The 16,494-nt window shown below is 70.9% G+C and carries 17 protein-coding genes; 3 read left to right on the forward strand and 14 right to left on the reverse strand.

Translation table 11 applies throughout. The annotated features are described in order from the left end of the window. Positions 1-76: 76 nt before the first annotated feature. Complete coding sequence (locus tag ACFQY2_RS12600; RefSeq protein WP_378746206.1) at positions 77-583, forward strand: phosphoribosyltransferase; 507 nt, start codon at positions 77-79, stop codon at positions 581-583. A 6-nt stretch (positions 584-589) separates the two neighbouring features. Here the strand turns inward: ACFQY2_RS12600 and ACFQY2_RS12605 are convergent, their stop codons facing one another. The 9 genes from ACFQY2_RS12605 to ACFQY2_RS12645 form a co-directional block, all read right to left on the reverse strand. Next, positions 590-2,113, reverse strand: coding sequence for an ATP-dependent DNA ligase (locus tag ACFQY2_RS12605; protein ID WP_378746207.1), 1,524 nt, complete (start codon positions 2,111-2,113; stop codon positions 590-592). A gap of 250 nt (positions 2,114-2,363) precedes the next feature. Further along, on the reverse strand, positions 2,364-3,134 hold the full coding sequence (locus ACFQY2_RS12610; protein WP_378746208.1) for an enoyl-CoA hydratase/isomerase family protein: 771 nt from the start codon (positions 3,132-3,134) through the stop codon (positions 2,364-2,366). A gap of 21 nt (positions 3,135-3,155) precedes the next feature. Next, positions 3,156-4,304, reverse strand: a complete 1,149-nt coding sequence (paaE, locus tag ACFQY2_RS12615; RefSeq protein WP_378746780.1) for a 1,2-phenylacetyl-CoA epoxidase subunit PaaE — start codon at positions 4,302-4,304, stop codon at positions 3,156-3,158. A gap of 14 nt (positions 4,305-4,318) precedes the next feature. Next, complete coding sequence (paaD, locus tag ACFQY2_RS12620; RefSeq protein ID WP_378746209.1) at positions 4,319-4,825, reverse strand: 1,2-phenylacetyl-CoA epoxidase subunit PaaD; 507 nt, start codon at positions 4,823-4,825, stop codon at positions 4,319-4,321. Between the two features lie 5 nt (positions 4,826-4,830). Further along, positions 4,831-5,649 carry a 1,2-phenylacetyl-CoA epoxidase subunit PaaC gene (gene paaC, locus ACFQY2_RS12625; RefSeq protein ID WP_378746210.1) on the reverse strand — a complete coding sequence of 273 codons (819 nt, stop codon included), beginning with the start codon at positions 5,647-5,649 and terminating at the stop codon, positions 4,831-4,833. Next, a complete protein-coding gene (paaB, locus tag ACFQY2_RS12630; RefSeq protein WP_378746211.1) occupies positions 5,646-5,969 on the reverse strand; it encodes a 1,2-phenylacetyl-CoA epoxidase subunit PaaB in 324 nt (107 codons plus the stop codon). Before paaB ends, paaC begins: the two co-directional genes overlap by 4 nt. Next, a complete protein-coding gene (paaA, locus tag ACFQY2_RS12635) occupies positions 5,969-6,946 on the reverse strand; it encodes a 1,2-phenylacetyl-CoA epoxidase subunit PaaA (RefSeq protein WP_378746212.1) in 978 nt (325 codons plus the stop codon). The genes paaB and paaA overlap by 1 nt, the downstream gene beginning before the upstream one ends. Positions 6,947-7,047: 101 nt before the next feature. Continuing rightward, entirely contained in the window at positions 7,048-7,467 is a 420-nt protein-coding gene (locus tag ACFQY2_RS12640) for a pilus assembly protein CpaE (RefSeq protein ID WP_378746213.1), read from the reverse strand. Between the two features lie 62 nt (positions 7,468-7,529). Continuing rightward, positions 7,530-8,096 carry a DJ-1/PfpI family protein gene (locus ACFQY2_RS12645; RefSeq protein ID WP_378746214.1) on the reverse strand — a complete coding sequence of 189 codons (567 nt, stop codon included), beginning with the start codon at positions 8,094-8,096 and terminating at the stop codon, positions 7,530-7,532. 133 nt (positions 8,097-8,229) lie between these two features. Between ACFQY2_RS12645 and ACFQY2_RS12650 the strand changes: the two genes are divergently transcribed. Continuing rightward, entirely contained in the window at positions 8,230-9,000 is a 771-nt protein-coding gene (locus ACFQY2_RS12650; RefSeq protein ID WP_378746215.1) for an IclR family transcriptional regulator, read from the forward strand. Between the two features lie 66 nt (positions 9,001-9,066). Then, complete coding sequence (locus ACFQY2_RS12655) at positions 9,067-11,169, forward strand: RecQ family ATP-dependent DNA helicase (protein ID WP_378746216.1); 2,103 nt, start codon at positions 9,067-9,069, stop codon at positions 11,167-11,169. A 56-nt stretch (positions 11,170-11,225) separates the two neighbouring features. Here the strand turns inward: ACFQY2_RS12655 and paaI are convergent, their stop codons facing one another. From paaI to ACFQY2_RS12680, 5 genes are read right to left on the reverse strand one after another with little or no spacing between them, the layout of a single operon-like run. Next, a complete protein-coding gene (gene paaI / locus ACFQY2_RS12660; RefSeq protein ID WP_378746217.1) occupies positions 11,226-11,615 on the reverse strand; it encodes a hydroxyphenylacetyl-CoA thioesterase PaaI in 390 nt (129 codons plus the stop codon). Then, positions 11,612-13,681 (reverse strand): phenylacetic acid degradation bifunctional protein PaaZ, encoded by a 2,070-nt coding sequence (gene paaZ, locus ACFQY2_RS12665; protein WP_378746218.1) that lies wholly within the window; start codon positions 13,679-13,681, stop codon positions 11,612-11,614. The genes paaI and paaZ overlap by 4 nt, the downstream gene beginning before the upstream one ends. Continuing rightward, positions 13,678-14,532: a 3-hydroxyacyl-CoA dehydrogenase family protein gene (locus ACFQY2_RS12670; protein WP_378746219.1), complete on the reverse strand. Its 855-nt coding sequence runs from the start codon at positions 14,530-14,532 to the stop codon at positions 13,678-13,680. Before ACFQY2_RS12670 ends, paaZ begins: the two co-directional genes overlap by 4 nt. After that, complete coding sequence (locus ACFQY2_RS12675) at positions 14,529-15,290, reverse strand: enoyl-CoA hydratase/isomerase family protein (protein WP_378746220.1); 762 nt, start codon at positions 15,288-15,290, stop codon at positions 14,529-14,531. The genes ACFQY2_RS12670 and ACFQY2_RS12675 overlap by 4 nt, the downstream gene beginning before the upstream one ends. Further along, positions 15,283-16,473: a thiolase family protein gene (locus ACFQY2_RS12680; protein WP_378746221.1), complete on the reverse strand. Its 1,191-nt coding sequence runs from the start codon at positions 16,471-16,473 to the stop codon at positions 15,283-15,285. The genes ACFQY2_RS12675 and ACFQY2_RS12680 overlap by 8 nt, the downstream gene beginning before the upstream one ends. Positions 16,474-16,494: the final 21 nt, after the last annotated feature.

The following is a 16,494-nucleotide window of genomic DNA, read 5'->3' on the forward strand; positions in this document are numbered from 1 at the left end:
TTCGTTTGTACCCCATCTTCGGCGCGGTGGGGCCGCGGGTGACTCGCGGCGTCGCGGATGCAGGAGAATCGAGGGCATGACGGATGCGATCGAGCGCGAGACGCTCACCTGGGATGGATTCGGGGACGCGACCAGGGAGCTCGCCAGATGCATCCTCGGCAGCGGCTTCGCCCCGGAGGTGGTCGTCGCGATCGCGCGCGGCGGGCTGCTGCCGGCGGGAGCGATCGCGTACGGGCTGGGGGCGAAGAACTGCGGCGCGATCAACGTGGAGTTCTACACCGGCATCGGCACTGTGCTGGATGCGCCCGAGGTGCTTCCGCCTGAGCTGGACATGGCCTACCTCGACGGCCGGCGCGTGCTGCTCGTCGACGACGTCGCGGACTCGGGGCGCACCCTCGCGCTCGCCGTGCAGCTGCTGCAGGACAAGGGTGCGGACGTGCGCTCGGTGACGATCTACACCAAGCCCACCACGATCATCCAGCCCGATTACGCATGGAAGGACACTGATCTGTGGATCGACTTCCCGTGGTCCTTCCGGGGGACTGTGGCGGAGGAGGATCGGGGACTGGCACCTTCGGCCTGAACGTCGTCACCCGCGCAGCAGTGCGCGCAGCGCCTGGATCGTGTCGGCGTCGGTGACGCTCTTGTCGGGCCGGTAGCCCTTCACCCGGGCGAAGCGCAGGGCGATGCCGCCGGGGTAGCGCGGGGAGCGCTGCACGCCGTCGATCGCGATCTCGACGACGAGTTCGGGCCGCAGGAAGACCGCCTGCGCGGTGCGGCGCGTCTCGTACTCCGGAAAAGTCCGGGTCTGCCATCGCAGCAGCTCATCCGTGAGCCCTTTGAAGGTCTTTCCGACCATGACGAACCCGCCTGGTGCGCCGAACTCCCCAGTGACGTCGAGCGCGCCGAGGTGCAGGTTCGACAGCATCCCGCGTCGGCGTCCCGAGCCCCACTCCGCCGCCAGCACCACGAGATCGAAGGTGAGCACAGGCTTCACCTTCACCCACGCCTTTCCACGTCGGCCGGCCGTGTAGGGCGAGTCGACCGCCTTCACGACCACACCCTCGTGGCCGGCGGCCAGTGCTTCGCGCGAGAGCTGCTCAGCGGCATCCGGCTCGTCGGTGACGATCCCCGGCATCCGCCACTCGCCCGCGATGCGCTCCAGCTCCGCGAGCCGCACGGCGAGCGGCTCGTCGATCAGGTCGCGTCCGTCGAGGTGCAGCACGTCGAAGAACCACGGCCGCAGCACCAGATCGCGGGAGACGTCGGCGCCGAAGCGGGACATGGTGTCCTGGAAGGGGCGCGGGCCGCCGTCCTCATCGAGCGAGAGCGTCTCGCCGTCGAGGATCAGGTCGCGTGCGGGAAGCCCGCGGGCGATCTCGACGATCTCGGGCACCCGGTGCGTGATATCGGCGAGGCTGCGGGTGAAGACCCCGACCTCGTCGCCGTGGCGGTGCACCTGGATGCGCGCACCGTCGAGCTTGTACTCCACCGACGCCCGACCGGTGACCTCGAGGGCGGCTGTCGCCGTCGCAGCGGTCGCCGCGAGCATCGGCAGCACGGGGCGACCGACCTGCAGGCCGATCGCGTCGAGCTCGGCCTCGGTGCCGGTCAACGCGAGATGCGCCGTGCTCCCGAGGTCGCCCGAGAGCATCGCCGCCCGGCGCACGGATGCCGGGGACCGGCCGGACGCGCGAGCGATCGCGTCGAGCAGGACGCCGGACAGTGCCCCCGCGCGCAACTCGCCCAGCATCGAGCGCGCCAGCAGATCCCATTCAGCCGCCGTCGCACGACCAGCCAGCTCGGCGAGCACGCTCTGCCGCGCGGCGGCCGATCCCGATCCGGATGCCGCGGCGAGGGCCTCCAATGCACCGTCGACGTCGGCGATGGTCAGCTGCGGATCGGGCGCGTGCTCGACATCCAGTCCGGTCAGAGTGCGCCACCCCACGCCGAGGCGGCCCTGACGCGGCGCAGCCAGCAGCAGGCCGGTCAGCGGCAGGATCTCATCGGGTTCGGCCGCCGACAGCAGGTGGGCCAGCGCGTCGATCTTCGCCAACCGCGATGACGTCGCGGTCACCTCGTCCGTCGTGGACACCAGCTCCGAGAGCATCATTCCGGCATTCTCGCACCGGTCGCCGACACCCGCATGACCCCGGTCGCCGACACCCGCATGACCCCGCGCGCCGACGCGGATGGATCTCGTCGGTGGGAGGTGTCGTGAGCCGACGTTTTCCATCTCCCGCGGCTGGTGCGGATGGATTTCGTCGGTGGGCGGTGTTGGGAGCCCACGTTTTCCATCTCCCCGCCGGAGCGCAGGGCGGGGTGGCAGTGCGGGCAGGGCAGGGCGGGCGCGGGGGCTGCGGTCAGCGGCCGCGGAACTCGGGCTTGCGCTTCTGCTGGAACGCGGCGAAGCCCTCACGGTAGTCGTCGGTGTCGCAGAGCGCGGCCTGGGCGGCGTTCTCGATCTCGACCGAGTCCCACAGCGACAGCCGCTCGTCGCGGATGCGGGCGATGAGCCGCTTGCTCTCCAGGAACGCTCGTGTCGCGCCGCGCGCGGCGGTGGCCGCAGCATCCGTCGTCGCCTGCACCACGTCGTCATCGGGGAGGACCCGGGAGAACAACCCGGACGCCACCGCCTCCGCGCCCGACATCAGCCGCCCCGTGTAGATGAGGTCGAGCGTGCGGTGCGCACCCAGCCGGTCCAGGAACAGCGCGTGCCCGCCGGAGTCGAGCGTGGCTCCGAGCGCCGCGAACGGCGATCCGATCTTCGCGGTCTCCGCGACGTAGACGACATCCGTGGCGATGAGCAGACCCAACCCGACACCCAGGCAGGCGCCGTGCGCGACCGCGAACGTCGGTGCGGGGAAGGCGGACATGCGCCGCAGCAGGGGGGTGACGATGCCGCCCAGGTATCCGATCACGTCATCGTCCTGCGGATCGACGCCGGAGATGTCCCGTCCGGCGCAGAACGCCCGGCCCTCGCCGCGCAGCATCAGCGCGCGCACGCCCGCGCGCTCGGCCTCGTCGTACGCGGCGCCGAGGTCGCGCAGCGCCTGCTCATCGAGGGCGTTGAGCTTCGCGGGTGCATCGAGGGTGATGTGGGCGACATCGGATGCGATGGCGAGGTCGATCATGGTGCTCCTCCGGGATGGCGCTCAGACGTCGTAGTCGACGACGACGCGGTCGCTGGTGGGGTGGGACTGACAGGTGAGCACGTAGCCGCGCTCGATCTCATCGGGCTCGAGCGCGTAGTTCTCCGTCATCGTGACGCTGCCTTCGAGCACCCGTGCGCGACAGGTGCCGCACACGCCGCCCGAGCAGGCGAACGGGGTGTCGGCGCGCACCCGCAGGGCGGCATTGAGCACTGACTCGTGCGCATCGACCGGGCTCTCGACGGTCGAGGAGACGCCGTCCAGGTTGATCTCGATCCGATACGCCTTCTGCCCCTGACGCACCTGCACCCGGCGCGGACCCCGCTCGACGGGGGAGTCGCCGGTGGTGAACAGCTCGAAGCGGATGCTGTCGCGCGGCACCCCGATGTCGGACAGCACCTCGCGGCACAGGTCCACCAGGGCGAACGGCCCGCACAGGAACCATTCGTCGACCGTCGCCGGAAGGATCAGCGTGCCCAGAATCGTGCGCAGCTTCTCCTCGTCGATCCTGCCCGACAGCACCGGTGCCGTGCGCTGCTCGCGCGAGAGCACATGGTGCAGCACGAGCCGGGTCGGGTAGCGGTCCTTCAAGTCGGCGAGATCCTCCAGGAACATCACGTCGTTCGTAGATCGGTTGGTGTACAGCAGGGTGAACCGGGTGGAGTCGGATGCCGTCAGTAGCTCGCGCGCGAGGGCCATCATCGGTGTGATTCCGGAACCCGCCGCGATCCCGACGACGTGCGCACCCGCCAGCTCCGCGAGCCCCGAGGTGAACGTGCCCTGCGGGCTCATCACGTCGATCTCGAACCCCGCGGTCAGCTGCGTCTGCGCCCAGGTGGAGAAGACGCCCCCCTCGTCGCGCTTGACGGCGACGCTCAGGCTCGCACCGCCGTCACTCGTGCGCGCCGGCGGGCGGCACAGCGAGTACGAACGGCGCAGCTCGGCGCCGTTCAGGTGCATCCGCAGCGCGACGTACTGACCCGGAAGGTAGTCGTACTCATCGGCGAGATCGGCGGGCACGGCGAAGGTGACCTCGATGGCGTCGTCGGTGAGGCGGCGCACCTCCGACACCGTCAGGGTGTGGAAGCGCGCGCGGTGGCGGTCACCGGCGCGCCGCGAGCCGGGGGCGGGCGCCGTTCGCGCGTCCGGCATCCGGAACAGCGTCATCAGATCACCTTGAAGTGGTCGAAGGGCTCCAGGCACGCGCGGCACTCGTACAGCGCCTTGCAGGAGGTGGAGCCGAAGCGGGAGACCTCGCGGGTGCTCAGCGACCCGCACCGGGGGCACTTGACCGCCAGTGGGAGTCTGATCGGTCCGTGGGCGGCACGGCCGGTCGGCGGAGCGATGCCGTATTCGAGGAGCTTGCGCTTGCCGTCGGCGCTCATCCAGTCGGTGGTCCAGGCCGGGGAGAGCACCAGTCGCACGTCGACGTCGTGGAACCCGTCCGCGGTCAGGGCGAGGATGATGTCGTCGCGGATGGCATCCATGGCGGGGCATCCGCTGTACGTCGGGGTGATGTCGACGGTGACGCGGCCGGTGGCGTCCGCCCGAACCTCGCGCAGCACGCCGAGGTCTTCGATGGTCAGCACGGGGATCTCGGGGTCGGCGACATGCGCGACGACCGCTCGCGCCCTGGTGGCGAGGGCGTCGACGTCGTGGTGCTGTGCGGTCATGGCGGTCACCAGGTCGCCCCCGGATGCCGTCGGGCGAGCACCTGCATCTCGGCGAGCAGGTGGCCCATCGGGGTGGCGTGGGCGCCGTGGCGACCGCCGGCACGGGAAGCCAGCGCCGCCGGGCGTTCCAGCTCGGCCTCGGCGAACACCGTGTCGATCACGGCGTCGAAGCCTGCGCGCAGCGACGAGGGTCGTGCTGCGGCATCTCCGAGGCGGTCGATGAGCGGCTCGTCGCGGAACAGCTCGTCGGTGTACGGCCAGACGTCCTGCAGTGCGCGGATGATCTTCTCGCGCGACAGCTCGGTGCCGCCGGCCAGGCGCAGCACCCACTGCACGGCGTGGTCGCGGTGGTAGTCGACCTCCTTGACCGACTTCTCCGCGATCGCGGCTAGGGTCTCGTCGGTGGACGAGCGCAGCGCCGAGTACAGCTCGAACATGTAGGTGGAGGCGACGAGCTGGCGGGCGATGGTCTGCGCGAAGTCGCCGTTGGGCTGCTCCATGATCCAGGCGCTGCGGAACTCGGCCTCGTCGCGGAAGTAGGCCAGGCCGTCTTCACTGCGTCCATCCCACGATCCCGCGTAGCGCAGCAGAGAGCGGGCGTGACCCAGCAGGTCGAGCGCGATGTTCGCCAGCGCCACGTCCTCCTCCAGCTCGGGGGCGCGGGAGATCCACGCCCCCAGCTGCTGGGACAGGATCAGCGCGTCATCGGCCAGCCACAGCGCGTATTCGGCGACGTCGGCGGATTCCGCGCGGGCCTCACCGCCGGAGAGTTCGGATGCCAGTTCCACTTCGTCGACGGAGACGTGGACGTCTGTGCTGCTCATAGGTGCGGCACCCCCTCGGATGCCGTGTAGTACACGGCATGCCGGTAGTTCTTGCCCGCCGGGCTCTCGAAGAACGCGCCCTTGTCGTCCGGGTCGCTGGTGGTGATGGCATCCGCCGGCGCAACCCAGATCGACACGCCCTCACCGCGACGCGTGTAGAGGTCGCGCGCGTTGCGCACGGCCATGCTCGCGTCGGGCGCGTGCAGCGAACCGACGTGCACGTGGTTCAGACCGCGGTTCGCGCGGACGAAGACCTCCCACAGCGGCCAGGTCTCCTGGCCCTGGGTCTCGGGACTGGTGGAGGCACCGGGAGTCGCCATCACGCCACCTGCCCTTCTGTGCGCAGTGATTGCTTCCGGGCGTATTCGGCGGCGGCCTCGCGCACCCAGGCGCCCTCCTCGTGAGCGGTGCGGCGGCGCTCGAGTCGCTCGGCGTTGCACGGGCCGTTGCCACGGAGCACCTCGAAGAACTCGTCCCAGTCGATCTCGCCCATCGCGTACTCGCCGGTCGCCTCGTCGAAGCGCAGTTCCGGGTCGGGCAGGGTGATGCCGAGGATCTCGGCCTGCGGCACCAGCATCCCCACGAAACGCTGGCGCAGGTCGTCGTTCGAGAAGCGCTTGATCTTCCACTTCATCGACTGGGCAGAGTTCGGCGACTGGTCATCCGGCGGGCCGAACATCGCCAGGCTGGGCCAGTACCAGCGGTTCACCGCATCCTGCGCCATCTCCCGCTGCTCGTCCGTGCCCTGCATGAGCGTCAGCAGGATCTCGAAGCCCTGGCGCTGGTGGAAGGACTCCTCCTTGCAGACCCGCACCATCGCCCGACCGTACGGGCCGTATGACGCGCGGCACAGCGGAACCTGGTTGACGATCGCGGCACCGTCGACCAGCCAGCCGATCGCCCCCATGTCTGCCCAGGTGGGGGTGGGGTAGTTGAAGATCGAGGAGTACTTGGCCCTGCCGCTGATGAGCTGATCCATCATCGCGTCGCGGGTCGCGCCGAGAGTCTGTGCGGCGGAGTAGAGGTACAGCCCGTGGCCGGCCTCGTCCTGCACCTTGGCCATCAGGATCGCCTTGCGCTTCAGGCTCGGCGCGCGGGTGATCCAGTTGCCCTCCGGCTGCATGCCGATGATCTCGGAGTGCGCGTGCTGGGAGATCTGCCGGATCAGGGTCTTGCGGTACGCCTCGGGCATCCAGTCCCGCGGCTCGATGCGCTGCTCGTGGGCGACGAGGTCGTCGAAGCGCGCCAGTGCATCGGCATCGTCTTCGACGAGATTCAGGTCGGCGGGGGCGGTCATCAGCGACTCCTCACGTTCGGGGGCATCTTTACTAACCGATCGTTCAGCAATTGTCGCACAAGTCGAGGACGGATGCACCAGGGCCACGATTCGCGTCGCGCTCAGTGCGCCCGGCGCAGCAGTGCGAGCAGGGCTCGACCGTACGCCTCGGCCGGGTCCGGGTGCTCGAACGCGAGGTCCTCGCCGAGGATCTCGACCTCGACGACGAAGGCGTCGCGTTCGCGGCGCAGCGTCCGGAAGGTGCCGCGCAGGAGGTCGCGGAGCTGATCCTCGCGAGGAAGCCACACGGCATCCGCGAGTTCGACCGCGTCCAGAGCCCATTCCGTCGTGCCGTTGAACGCGAGGTCGGTGCCGCTGGGGGTGCGTCTGGCCTCGATGGTCATCTCGCTCACCGTGAAGACGTCGGCTTCGACTTCCAGCTCGACCTCGTCGGAGAGGTCGAGCTGGAAGCGGTCGCCGCTGGCGGGATGCCACGCCAGGCCGGCCTCGCGGAGGTCGACGGCGAGTTCGCGGCTGATCATCCCTCCACGCTAGCGGGAACCACGACGCGCAACGCCGACCGCCCGCACCTGCGGCGGACGGTTCAGGCGGTGACCTTCGCGCCCTCCAGCACCTCCAGGAACGCCTTCATCCAGGTGCCGTTGTCGGGCCAGGCGCGCGCGGTGACGAGGTTGCCGTCGACCACGCCGCCGCCGTCCTCGAAGATGCCGCCCGCGGTGGACACGTCGATCGCCAGTTCGGGGTAGGCGGAGGACGTGCGGCCTTCAAGCACACCGGCTGCGGCGAGCAGGAGCGGGCCGTGGCAGGTCGCGGCCACCGGCGCGTTGCGCTCGAAGAAGTGCTGCACGATGCGCTGCGCGTCCGGATTGTTGCGCAGATACTCCGGAGCACGACCGCCGGGCACGACGATCGCGACGTAGTCGGCGGGATCGACGTCGGCGAGTGCGATGTCGGCGTCCCAGCGATGCCCGGGCTTCTCGGTGTAGGTGTCGAAGCCGTCCACGAAGTCGTGCACGACGAACTGCAGCGTGCGCTTCTCGGGGGCGCCCATGTGCACCTCGTAGCCGGCCTCCTGCAGACGGTGGTACGGGTAGAAGACCTCGAGGGTCTCGGCGGCGTCGCCGGTAAGGATCAGGATCTTGTCGGTCATGAGGGGTGTCCTTTCGGAACGTCGTTGTTCGGTGACATCATGGTGCGCTCCGTGGGGCGCGCACGTCGAAGGCGATTCTCACCAGGCGCGAATGACGGGTGAACCGGCGGCGCCGCAGACGTACGATGTCGCCATGGGCGATGACGCCGCACTGCGCGATTCCGGCATCCGGTCGGCCGACCGGGTGCTGCGGGTGCTCGATGAGATCGGCGCGACCCCCGGCGGGCTCACCGCCGCCGAGGTGGCGGTCAGGCTGCAGCTCTCCACGGCGACCGCCTACCGGCTGCTGGCGACCCTGATCGCGCGCGACTACCTGGCGCGCAGCGACGACGCCCGCTACGTGCTGGGTCGCGCGGTGGACGGCCTGGGCCGTGCCGTGCGCTCCCAGCTGGTGGCGACGCCGGAGGTGCGCGGTGTGCTGTCCCGGCTGCGCGACACCGCGCGGGCATCGGCGTATCTGACGGTGTTCCGCGGCGATGACATCGCGGTCGCGCATGTCGCCGACTCGCCGGCCTTCCCCCGGATCGGGCAGCTGCACGTCGGGTTCGCCGAAGCGGCGCACGTCACCGCGTTCGGCAAACTGATGCTCGCTGCGCGCGACGATGACGGGGTGCGCCGCTATCTGGAGCGCAACGGCGCGGCGGCGCTGACGACCCGTTCGATCACCGATGAGCGCACGCTGCTGGAGCAGCTCGACGAGGTGCGCGCGCAGCAGATCGCCGTCGAGGTCGATGAGTACATGCCGCACCTGGCGTGCATCGCCGCTCCCGTGCGCTCCCGCAGCGGACGCACCGTGGGTGCCGTCTCGGTGTCGACCGACAGCGAGGACTTCCGCTCCCGCGCGCATGACCTGGAGCGGGCGGTCCGCCGCGGCGCCTGGCACGTGGCGAGCAGCCTGGGCTGACCTCGGGAAGCCAGGAAGCGCCGCGACGGCACCCTGGTGTCGGTACGGTGCGGCAGAGTGGACGGCATGACCTCCACGACGTCCGAAGACATCCGGAACGCCGCTCTCGTCGCCCTGCGCGACCTCGTCGGGCGTCCGGATGCCGAGTTTCACGACGGTCAATACGAGGCGATCGAGGCGCTGGTCGCGGGGCGCCGCCGGGCGCTGGTCGTGCAGCGCACGGGCTGGGGCAAGTCAGCGGTGTACTTCGTCGCGACGCTGCTGCTGCGCCGTCAGGGCGCCGGTCCCACCGTGCTGGTCTCGCCGCTGCTGGCGCTCATGCGTGACCAGATCGCGGCGGCCGAGCGCGCCGGGGTGCGGGCGGTCGCCATCAACTCCACCAACGCGCACGAGTGGGAGGACGTGCTCGCCCAGCTGGATCGTGACGAGGTCGATGTGCTGCTGGTGTCGCCGGAGCGGCTGAACAACCCGTCCTTCCGTGAGCAGCGGCTTCCGACGCTGGTGCAGCGCATCGGGATGCTAGTGGTCGACGAGGCGCACTGCATCAGCGACTGGGGGCACGATTTCCGCCCCGACTACCGGCGGCTGCGCGACCTGATCGGTGAGATGCCCTCCGGGGTCCCGGTGCTCGCCACCACCGCGACGGCGAACAGCCGCGTCGTGGCGGACGTCGCCGAACAGCTGGGCTCGGGCGGGGGAGAGGTCCTCACGATCCGGGGACCGCTGGCACGGGCCTCCCTGCGGCTCGGCGTGCTGCAGCTGCCGAATTCTGCCAGTCGGCTCGCGTGGCTGCTCAGTCACCTCGACGAGCTGCCGGGCTCCGGCATCATCTACACGCTCACCGTGGCCGCGGCGGTCGACACCGCGCGGATGCTGCGCGACCACGGGCACGAGGTGCGGGCGTACACCGGGCAGACGGATGCCGAGGAGCGCGAGGAATCCGAGCGGATGCTCAAGGGCAACGAGGTGAAGGCGCTCGTGGCCACCAGCGCGCTGGGCATGGGGTTCGACAAGCCGGACCTCGGCTTCGTGCTGCATCTGGGCGCGCCGTCCTCGCCCGTCGCCTACTACCAGCAGGTGGGTCGCGCCGGCCGTGCCAGTGACAGCGCCGACGTGCTGCTGCTGCCCGGCGTCGAGGACCGCGACATCTGGCACTACTTCGCCACCGCCTCGATGCCCGACCAGGAGCGGGCCGAGCGGGTGATCGCCGCGCTCGGCGACGCCCCGATCTCCACGCCCGCGTTGGAGGCGATGGTCGACATCCGTCGCACTCCGCTGGAGCTGTTGCTGAAGGTGCTCGATGTCGACGGCGCGGTCCGGCGGGTGCAGGGCGGGTGGGTCGCGACCGGGCAGCCGTGGACTTACGACGCCGAGCGCTACGAGCGCATCGCCGGGGAGCGCCGCGCAGAGCAGCAGCACATGATCGAGTATCAGCGCACCGATGGATGCCGGATGGAGTTCCTGCAGCGCTCGCTGGACGACGACACCGCGGCGCCCTGCGGCCGGTGCGACAACTGTGCGGGGGTCTGGTTCCCGAGCGACGTGGGGGCGGATGCCGGTGCTGCGGCCGCGGAATCCCTCGACCGCGTGGGCGTGCCGATCGAGCCGCGCAGGCAATGGCCGACGGGTGCCGATCGGCTCGGCGTCCCCGCCAAGGGGCGCATCGGGGCGGGGGAGCAGGCCGCCGAGGGGCGGGCGCTGGCCCGGCTGACAGATCTGGGGTGGGGCGGCGCGCTGCGCGAGATCTTCGCCGCCGGCGCCCCGGACGCCCCCGTGTCACCCCAGGTGCTGGATGCGTGCGTCCGTGTGCTCGCCGGTTGGGGCTGGGACGAGCGGCCCGTCGCCGTGGTCGGGATGCCGTCGCGCTCGCGGCCGCAGCTGGTCGATTCGGTCGCGCGCGGCATCGCCGAGATCGGGAAGCTGCCGTTCGTCGGCACTCTCGGGTTCGCGAACGGCGGGCCCAGCGGCGGTCCCGGCGGCAACAGCGCCTTCCGGGTGGCAGGACTGTGGGACCGTTTCACCGCTGAGGGCCTGGAGATCCCGGACGGACCCGTGCTGCTGGTCGACGACCTCGCCGACAGCCGCTGGACGCTCACGGTCGCCGCCCGCACGCTGCGTCAGGCCGGTGCGGGCGCGGTGCTGCCATTCGTGCTGGGGCTGCGGGGCTAGTTCGATCGATCGCGTCCGGATCGGTCGCGTGGGCCTCACGGGTCGCTCCCGTGGCGTCAGGACGGTGCCCGGTTGGTGGTGAGAGAGCGCCCGCGCACCTCGGCGACGGCATCGCCGGTCTCATCGGTCACCGTGATGTCGTAGAGCCCGCTGCGGCCGCTGACGACACGGCGGACGGCGGTCGCGGTGAGCTTCTGACCGACACCCGTCGACTTCAGGAATGTGATGTCCGCACCGCCGGCGACGGTGACGCGCTCGTCCTCGTTGCAGGCGATCGCGAACGCCGTGTCGGCCAGGGCGAACACCAGCCCGCCGTGCGTGATCGCGAACCCGTTCAGCATGTCCTCCCGCACGGTCATCGACACGACCGCGTGCCCCGGCTCGTCGAGCTCGACCACCATGCCGAGCATCGCCGAAGCCTGATCGCGCCGCATCATCTCCCTCATGCGGCGATCGGTTCCTTGGTCACGAGGGTGAGCACGTCATAGGTCGCGACGAGCTCGTCCTCCTGGTTGCGGATGACGGCATCCCAGCGCACCTCTCCGTACTCGTCGGTCTCGCGCGGCGTGATCTGCTTGGCGGTCAGCTCCACCCGGATGCTGTCGCCGGGCGACACCGGTGTGATGAAGCGCAGGTTCTCCAGCCCGTAGTTGGCGAGCACCGGGCCGGGCTCGGGGTCGACGAACAGCCCGGCCGCCCAGGACACCAGCAGATAGCCGTGCGCGACGCGGCCGGGGAAGAACGGGTTCGCGGCGGCGGACACCTCGTCCATGTGGGCGTAGAACGTGTCGCCGGTGAAGTGCGCGAAGGTCTCGATGTCCTCCAGCGTCACCTCCCGCGAGCCGGACACGATCTGGTCGCCGATGCGGAGTTCCGCCAGTGACTTGCGGAACGGATGCCGGTCGCCGGCCCGCGCGGCCGCGCCGGCGTGCCAGACGCCGGTCAGTGCGGTGAGCATCTCGGGCGAACCCTGCACGGCCGTGCGCTGCATGTGGTGCAGCACAGCGCGGATGCCGCCGAGCTCCTCGCCGCCGCCGGCCCGACCGGGGCCGCCGTGCACGAGCCCGGGAAGCGGTGAGCCGTGCCCGGTGGAGCTGCGTGCGTCGTCGCGGTCGAGCAGCAGCATCCGTCCGTTGAACGGCGCGATCCGCGTGGCGAGCTCCACGGCCTGCGCGGCGTCATGCGTGGCGATGCTCGTCACCAGCGACCCGCCGCCGCGGTTGACCAGCGCGGCCGCCTCGTCGGTGGTGTCGTAGGTCAGCAGCGACGACACCGGACCGAACGCCTCGACGCCGTGCACGGCATCCGCCTGGGCGTTGTCGAAGCGCAGCAGCACGGGGGCGACGAAGGCGCCGTCGGGTGCGGATGCCGTGGTGCCGTCGGCGAGGCGCACCTCGGGCGCATCCGTGGTGCCGACCACGACCTGCCCGCCGGCGTCCTGCAGCGCACGCACCTGCCGCAGCACCTCGTCGCGCTGCGCGAGCGATGCCAGTGGCCCCATCGTCACGCCTTCCGCACGAGGGTCGCCGAGCACCGTCTTCTCGGCGATGCGCGCCTGCACGGCCTCGATCACGGCATCCGCCGATCCCGTCGGCACGATCGCCCGACGGATGGCGGTGCACTTCTGCCCGGCCTTCGACGTCATCTCGGTCACCAGCTGGCGCACGTACGCATCGAACTCGGGGGTGCCGGCGACGGCATCCGTGCCCAGCACCGACGCGTTGATCGAGTCCGTCTCGGCGGTGAAGCGCACCCCGCGGGTCTGCACGGACGGATGCCGTCGCAGCGACTCGGCGGTGGAGGCGCTGCCCGTGAACCCGACCAGGTCACCCAGGCGCAGATGCTCGAACAGGTCGGGCACGCTGCCGCTGACCAGCTGCAGCGCACCCTCGGGCAACAGCTCCGATTCGACGAGGATGCGCACCATCGCCTCCGCCAGATACCCGGTCGGGGTGGCGGGCTTGACGAGCGTGGGCATGCCGGCCAGGAACGCCGGGGCGAACTTCTCCAGCGAACCCCAGACCGGGAAGTTGAAGGCGTTGATCTGCACGGCCACGCCCGGCAGGGTCGTGTAGACGTGGCGGCCGAGGAAGGATCCGTCCTTCGACAGCTGCTCCACAGCGCCGTCGACGTACACCTGACTGTTGGGCAGCTCGCGGCGGCCCTTGCCGGAGTAGGCGAACAGCACGCCGATGCCGCCGTCGACGTCCACCCAGGAGTCCGCCTTGGTCGCGCCCGCTCGCGCCGACACCGCGTAGAGCTCGTCCTTGCGCTCGGTCAGCGCGAGCGCGAACTGCTTCAGCAGCACGGCGCGCTGGTGGAAGGTGAGCGCGGCGAGGCTCGTCTGACCGACCGTCCGCGCGTACTCGAGAGCGCCCGCGAGATCGAGGCCCTCCGTCGAGACGCGGGTGATCACCGCGCCGGTGGAGGCATCGCGCACCTCGGTGGCCTGCGCGCCCGCGGCCGGTGTCCACCAGGCGCCCTGGACATAGCTCGGCAGATAGTCGTTCATCGCTCCTCGTTCCACATGAAGAATCCCTCGCCGCTCTTGCGGCCCAGCTTTCCGTCCGCCACCAGCTGCCGCAGGAGGGCCGGCGGCTCGAACCGCGGCCCGAGCTCCCGGGCGAGCTCCTCGGCGATGCCGAGGCGCACGTCGAGTCCCACCACATCCGTGGTGCGCAGCGGACCCATGGGATGCCGATAGCCGAGCTCCATGGCGGCGTCGATGTCGGCGGCGTCGGCGACGCCCTCCTCCAGCATCCGGATCGCTTCCAGGCCGAGCATCACGCCCAGTCGGCTGGACGCGAACCCGGGGGAGTCGCGGACGACCACCGGCGTCTTCCCGAGCGCGGCGACCCAGCCGCGCGCGTCAGCGACCACCACGTCTTCGGTACCGGAGCCCACGACGAGCTCCACGAGCTTCGACGCCGGGACCGGGTTGAAGAAGTGCAGGCCGAGGAAGCGCTGCGGTCGGGTGAGGGGGGCCGCGAGCGCATCGATCGAGATGGAAGAGGTGTTGGACGCCACCACGGCGTCCTCCGCGAGGACGGCTTCGATGCGCGTGAGGGCGTCGACCTTGAGGTCCCGGTCCTCGGGCACGGCTTCGATGACGAGACCCGCACCTGAGAAGGCGGTTACGTCGGTGCCGACGCTGAGGGCGGCCGTCGCCGCCGTCGCATCGGCGAGGTCGCCGCGTTTCACCGAGGTGGCGATGCTGGCCAGCACGCGCTCGCGCGCAGCATCCGCCGACGGTTCATCGCGTTCGACGAGCTGCACCCGCGCGCCGGCGAGCAGGAAGGCGTGTGCGATGCCGGCGCCCATGCGCCCTCCGCCGAGCACGCCGACGGTCGTCGGTACGGTCATCGATTCGTCTCCCTGTCAGCGCGCCTCGAGGAACGATCCAGGAAGGCGGTCATCCGGCGGTGCTTCTCATCGCTGTCGAACAGCTCGGCCTGGACCTCGAGCTCGATCGCCGGATGCTGGTCTGGAGCGGCCAGAAGGGCCAGTTTGGTGAGCTGTGTCGCCCGGCGTCCGTTCGCCCCGATCCTGTCGGCCAGCGCGTGCGCCGCGTCGAGCAGGGCGGCGGGCTCGTGCAGCGAGGACACCAGTCCCCAGGCGAGCGCCTCCTCGGCGTCGACCATGCGCCCGGTGAGCAGGAGTTCGCTGGCACGCGCGTGCCCGACGATCTCGGGCAGCCGCCAGGTGGCGCCGGCTGCGGCGATGATGCCGAGACCCGTCTCGGGGTTCCCGAAGCGAACCCGGTGCGTGCCGATGCGGATGTCGGCCGCGTAGGCGAGCTCGGCTCCGCCGCCCAGCGCGTAGCCGTCGACCGCCGCGATCACGGGCATCGGAAGGGAACGGATGCGCCGGAAAACCGTGGAGTTGATGCCCTTGCGGGCGTCGTCGGCGGTGCGCTCGCGCAGCTGACCGATGTCGGCGCCCGAGGCGAAGACCCCGTCGGCGCCGATGAGGATCAGCATGTGCGGAGCCTTCTCGAGCTGCTCGCAGAGCGCGTGCAGCTCGTCCACCATGGCCTGATCGATCGCGTTGCGCACGGCAGGGCGGTTCAGGGTCGCGACGACGCGGTCCGCGCGCCGCTCGAGGAGCAGGGCCTCAGCCATCGATCCGCTCCACGATCATCGCGGTCCCCTGGCCGACGCCGACGCACATGGTCGCGAGGCCGTACCGGGCTTCGGTGGCCTCCAGCCGGCGCAGCAGGGTGACGATCAGCCGGGACCCGCTGGATCCCAGCGGATGCCCGAGAGCGATGGCCCCGCCGTCGGCGTTGACGATCGCGGGGTCCAGACCCAGGCGACGGATGCTGGCCAGCGACTGCGTCGCGAACGCCTCGTTGAGCTCCACCGCGCCGAGGTCCGCGGCCGTGAGACCCGCCTTCCGCAGCGCCTTCTCCGTGGCGGGCACCGGGCCGAGGCCCATGACCTCGGGCGCGAGGGCTGCCGTGGCCGTCGCGATGATGCGCGCGCGGGCACGCAGGCCGTGACGCTGCACGGCATCCGCACCGGCCACGACGATCGCCGAGGCGCCGTCGTTGAGCGAACTGGCGTTGCCGGCCGTCACGACCTCGCCGCCCGCGACGACCGGACGCAGCTTCGCGAGCGCCTCGAGCGAGGTGTCGCGGCGGGGTCCTTCGTCGGTGTCGACGAGCCCGCGAGCGGTCTGCACGGCGACGATCTCGGCCGCCAGCCGCCCGGCGTCGATCGCCGCGACCGCCCGCTGGTGACTGCGCAGGGCGAACGCGTCGGCATCCGCCCTGGTGATCCTGTCGAGGCGGGCGACCTCCTCTGCCGTCTCCGGCATGGAGAAGGTGGCCTTGTCGCGGGCGAGGAGTTTCGGGTTCGCGAACCGCCAGCCGATCGACGTGTCGAAGGCAGCGCCGGGCTTCGCCCAGGCGCGCTCGGGTTTGGCCTGCACCCACGGCGCGCGGGACATGGACTCGACGCCGCCGGCGACGATGACGTCCGCGTCGCCGGCGCGGATGGCCTGTGAGGCGATCGCGATCGCCGACATGCCCGATGCGCAGAGCCGGTTCACCGTGATGCCGGGGAGCGTGTCGGGCAGGCCGGCCAGCAGCACGGCCATGCGCGCGACGTTGCGGTTGTCCTCGCCGGCCTGGTTCGCCGCACCCAGGATGACCTCGTCGATCGCGTCGTGCGGCACGCCGGAGCGCTCGACGGTCTCCCCGACCACGAGCGCTGCGAGGTCGTCCGGGCGCACGCCGGAGAGCGCGCCCCCGTAGCGTCCGACCGGGGTGCGGACACCGTCGACGAGGTAGGCCTCGGTCATGCTGCTGTCCTGTCGCTCATG

It is taken from the genome of Microbacterium sp. GCM10027623 (assembly GCF_042666935.1).
Classification (GTDB): Bacteria; Actinomycetota; Actinomycetes; order Actinomycetales; family Microbacteriaceae; genus Microbacterium.

Bases quoted from the DNA above. Each gene is read 5' to 3' on its own strand.
- ACFQY2_RS12600 (WP_378746206.1), top strand. From the start codon at position 77: ATGACGGATGCGATCGAGCGCGAGACGCTCACCTGGGATGGATTCGGG.
- ACFQY2_RS12605 (WP_378746207.1), bottom strand. From the start codon at position 2,113: ATGATGCTCTCGGAGCTGGTGTCCACGACGGACGAGGTGACCGCGACG.
- ACFQY2_RS12610 (WP_378746208.1), bottom strand. From the start codon at position 3,134: ATGATCGACCTCGCCATCGCATCCGATGTCGCCCACATCACCCTCGAT.
- paaE (WP_378746780.1), bottom strand. From the start codon at position 4,304: ATGCCGGACGCGCGAACGGCGCCCGCCCCCGGCTCGCGGCGCGCCGGT.
- paaD (WP_378746209.1), bottom strand. From the start codon at position 4,825: ATGACCGCACAGCACCACGACGTCGACGCCCTCGCCACCAGGGCGCGA.
- paaC (WP_378746210.1), bottom strand. From the start codon at position 5,649: ATGAGCAGCACAGACGTCCACGTCTCCGTCGACGAAGTGGAACTGGCA.
- paaB (WP_378746211.1), bottom strand. From the start codon at position 5,969: ATGGCGACTCCCGGTGCCTCCACCAGTCCCGAGACCCAGGGCCAGGAG.
- paaA (WP_378746212.1), bottom strand. From the start codon at position 6,946: ATGACCGCCCCCGCCGACCTGAATCTCGTCGAAGACGATGCCGATGCA.
- ACFQY2_RS12640 (WP_378746213.1), bottom strand. From the start codon at position 7,467: ATGATCAGCCGCGAACTCGCCGTCGACCTCCGCGAGGCCGGCCTGGCG.
- ACFQY2_RS12645 (WP_378746214.1), bottom strand. From the start codon at position 8,096: ATGACCGACAAGATCCTGATCCTTACCGGCGACGCCGCCGAGACCCTC.
- ACFQY2_RS12650 (WP_378746215.1), top strand. From the start codon at position 8,230: ATGGGCGATGACGCCGCACTGCGCGATTCCGGCATCCGGTCGGCCGAC.
- ACFQY2_RS12655 (WP_378746216.1), top strand. From the start codon at position 9,067: ATGACCTCCACGACGTCCGAAGACATCCGGAACGCCGCTCTCGTCGCC.
- paaI (WP_378746217.1), bottom strand. From the start codon at position 11,615: ATGAGGGAGATGATGCGGCGCGATCAGGCTTCGGCGATGCTCGGCATG.
- paaZ (WP_378746218.1), bottom strand. From the start codon at position 13,681: ATGAACGACTATCTGCCGAGCTATGTCCAGGGCGCCTGGTGGACACCG.
- ACFQY2_RS12670 (WP_378746219.1), bottom strand. From the start codon at position 14,532: ATGACCGTACCGACGACCGTCGGCGTGCTCGGCGGAGGGCGCATGGGC.
- ACFQY2_RS12675 (WP_378746220.1), bottom strand. From the start codon at position 15,290: ATGGCTGAGGCCCTGCTCCTCGAGCGGCGCGCGGACCGCGTCGTCGCG.
- ACFQY2_RS12680 (WP_378746221.1), bottom strand. From the start codon at position 16,473: ATGACCGAGGCCTACCTCGTCGACGGTGTCCGCACCCCGGTCGGACGC.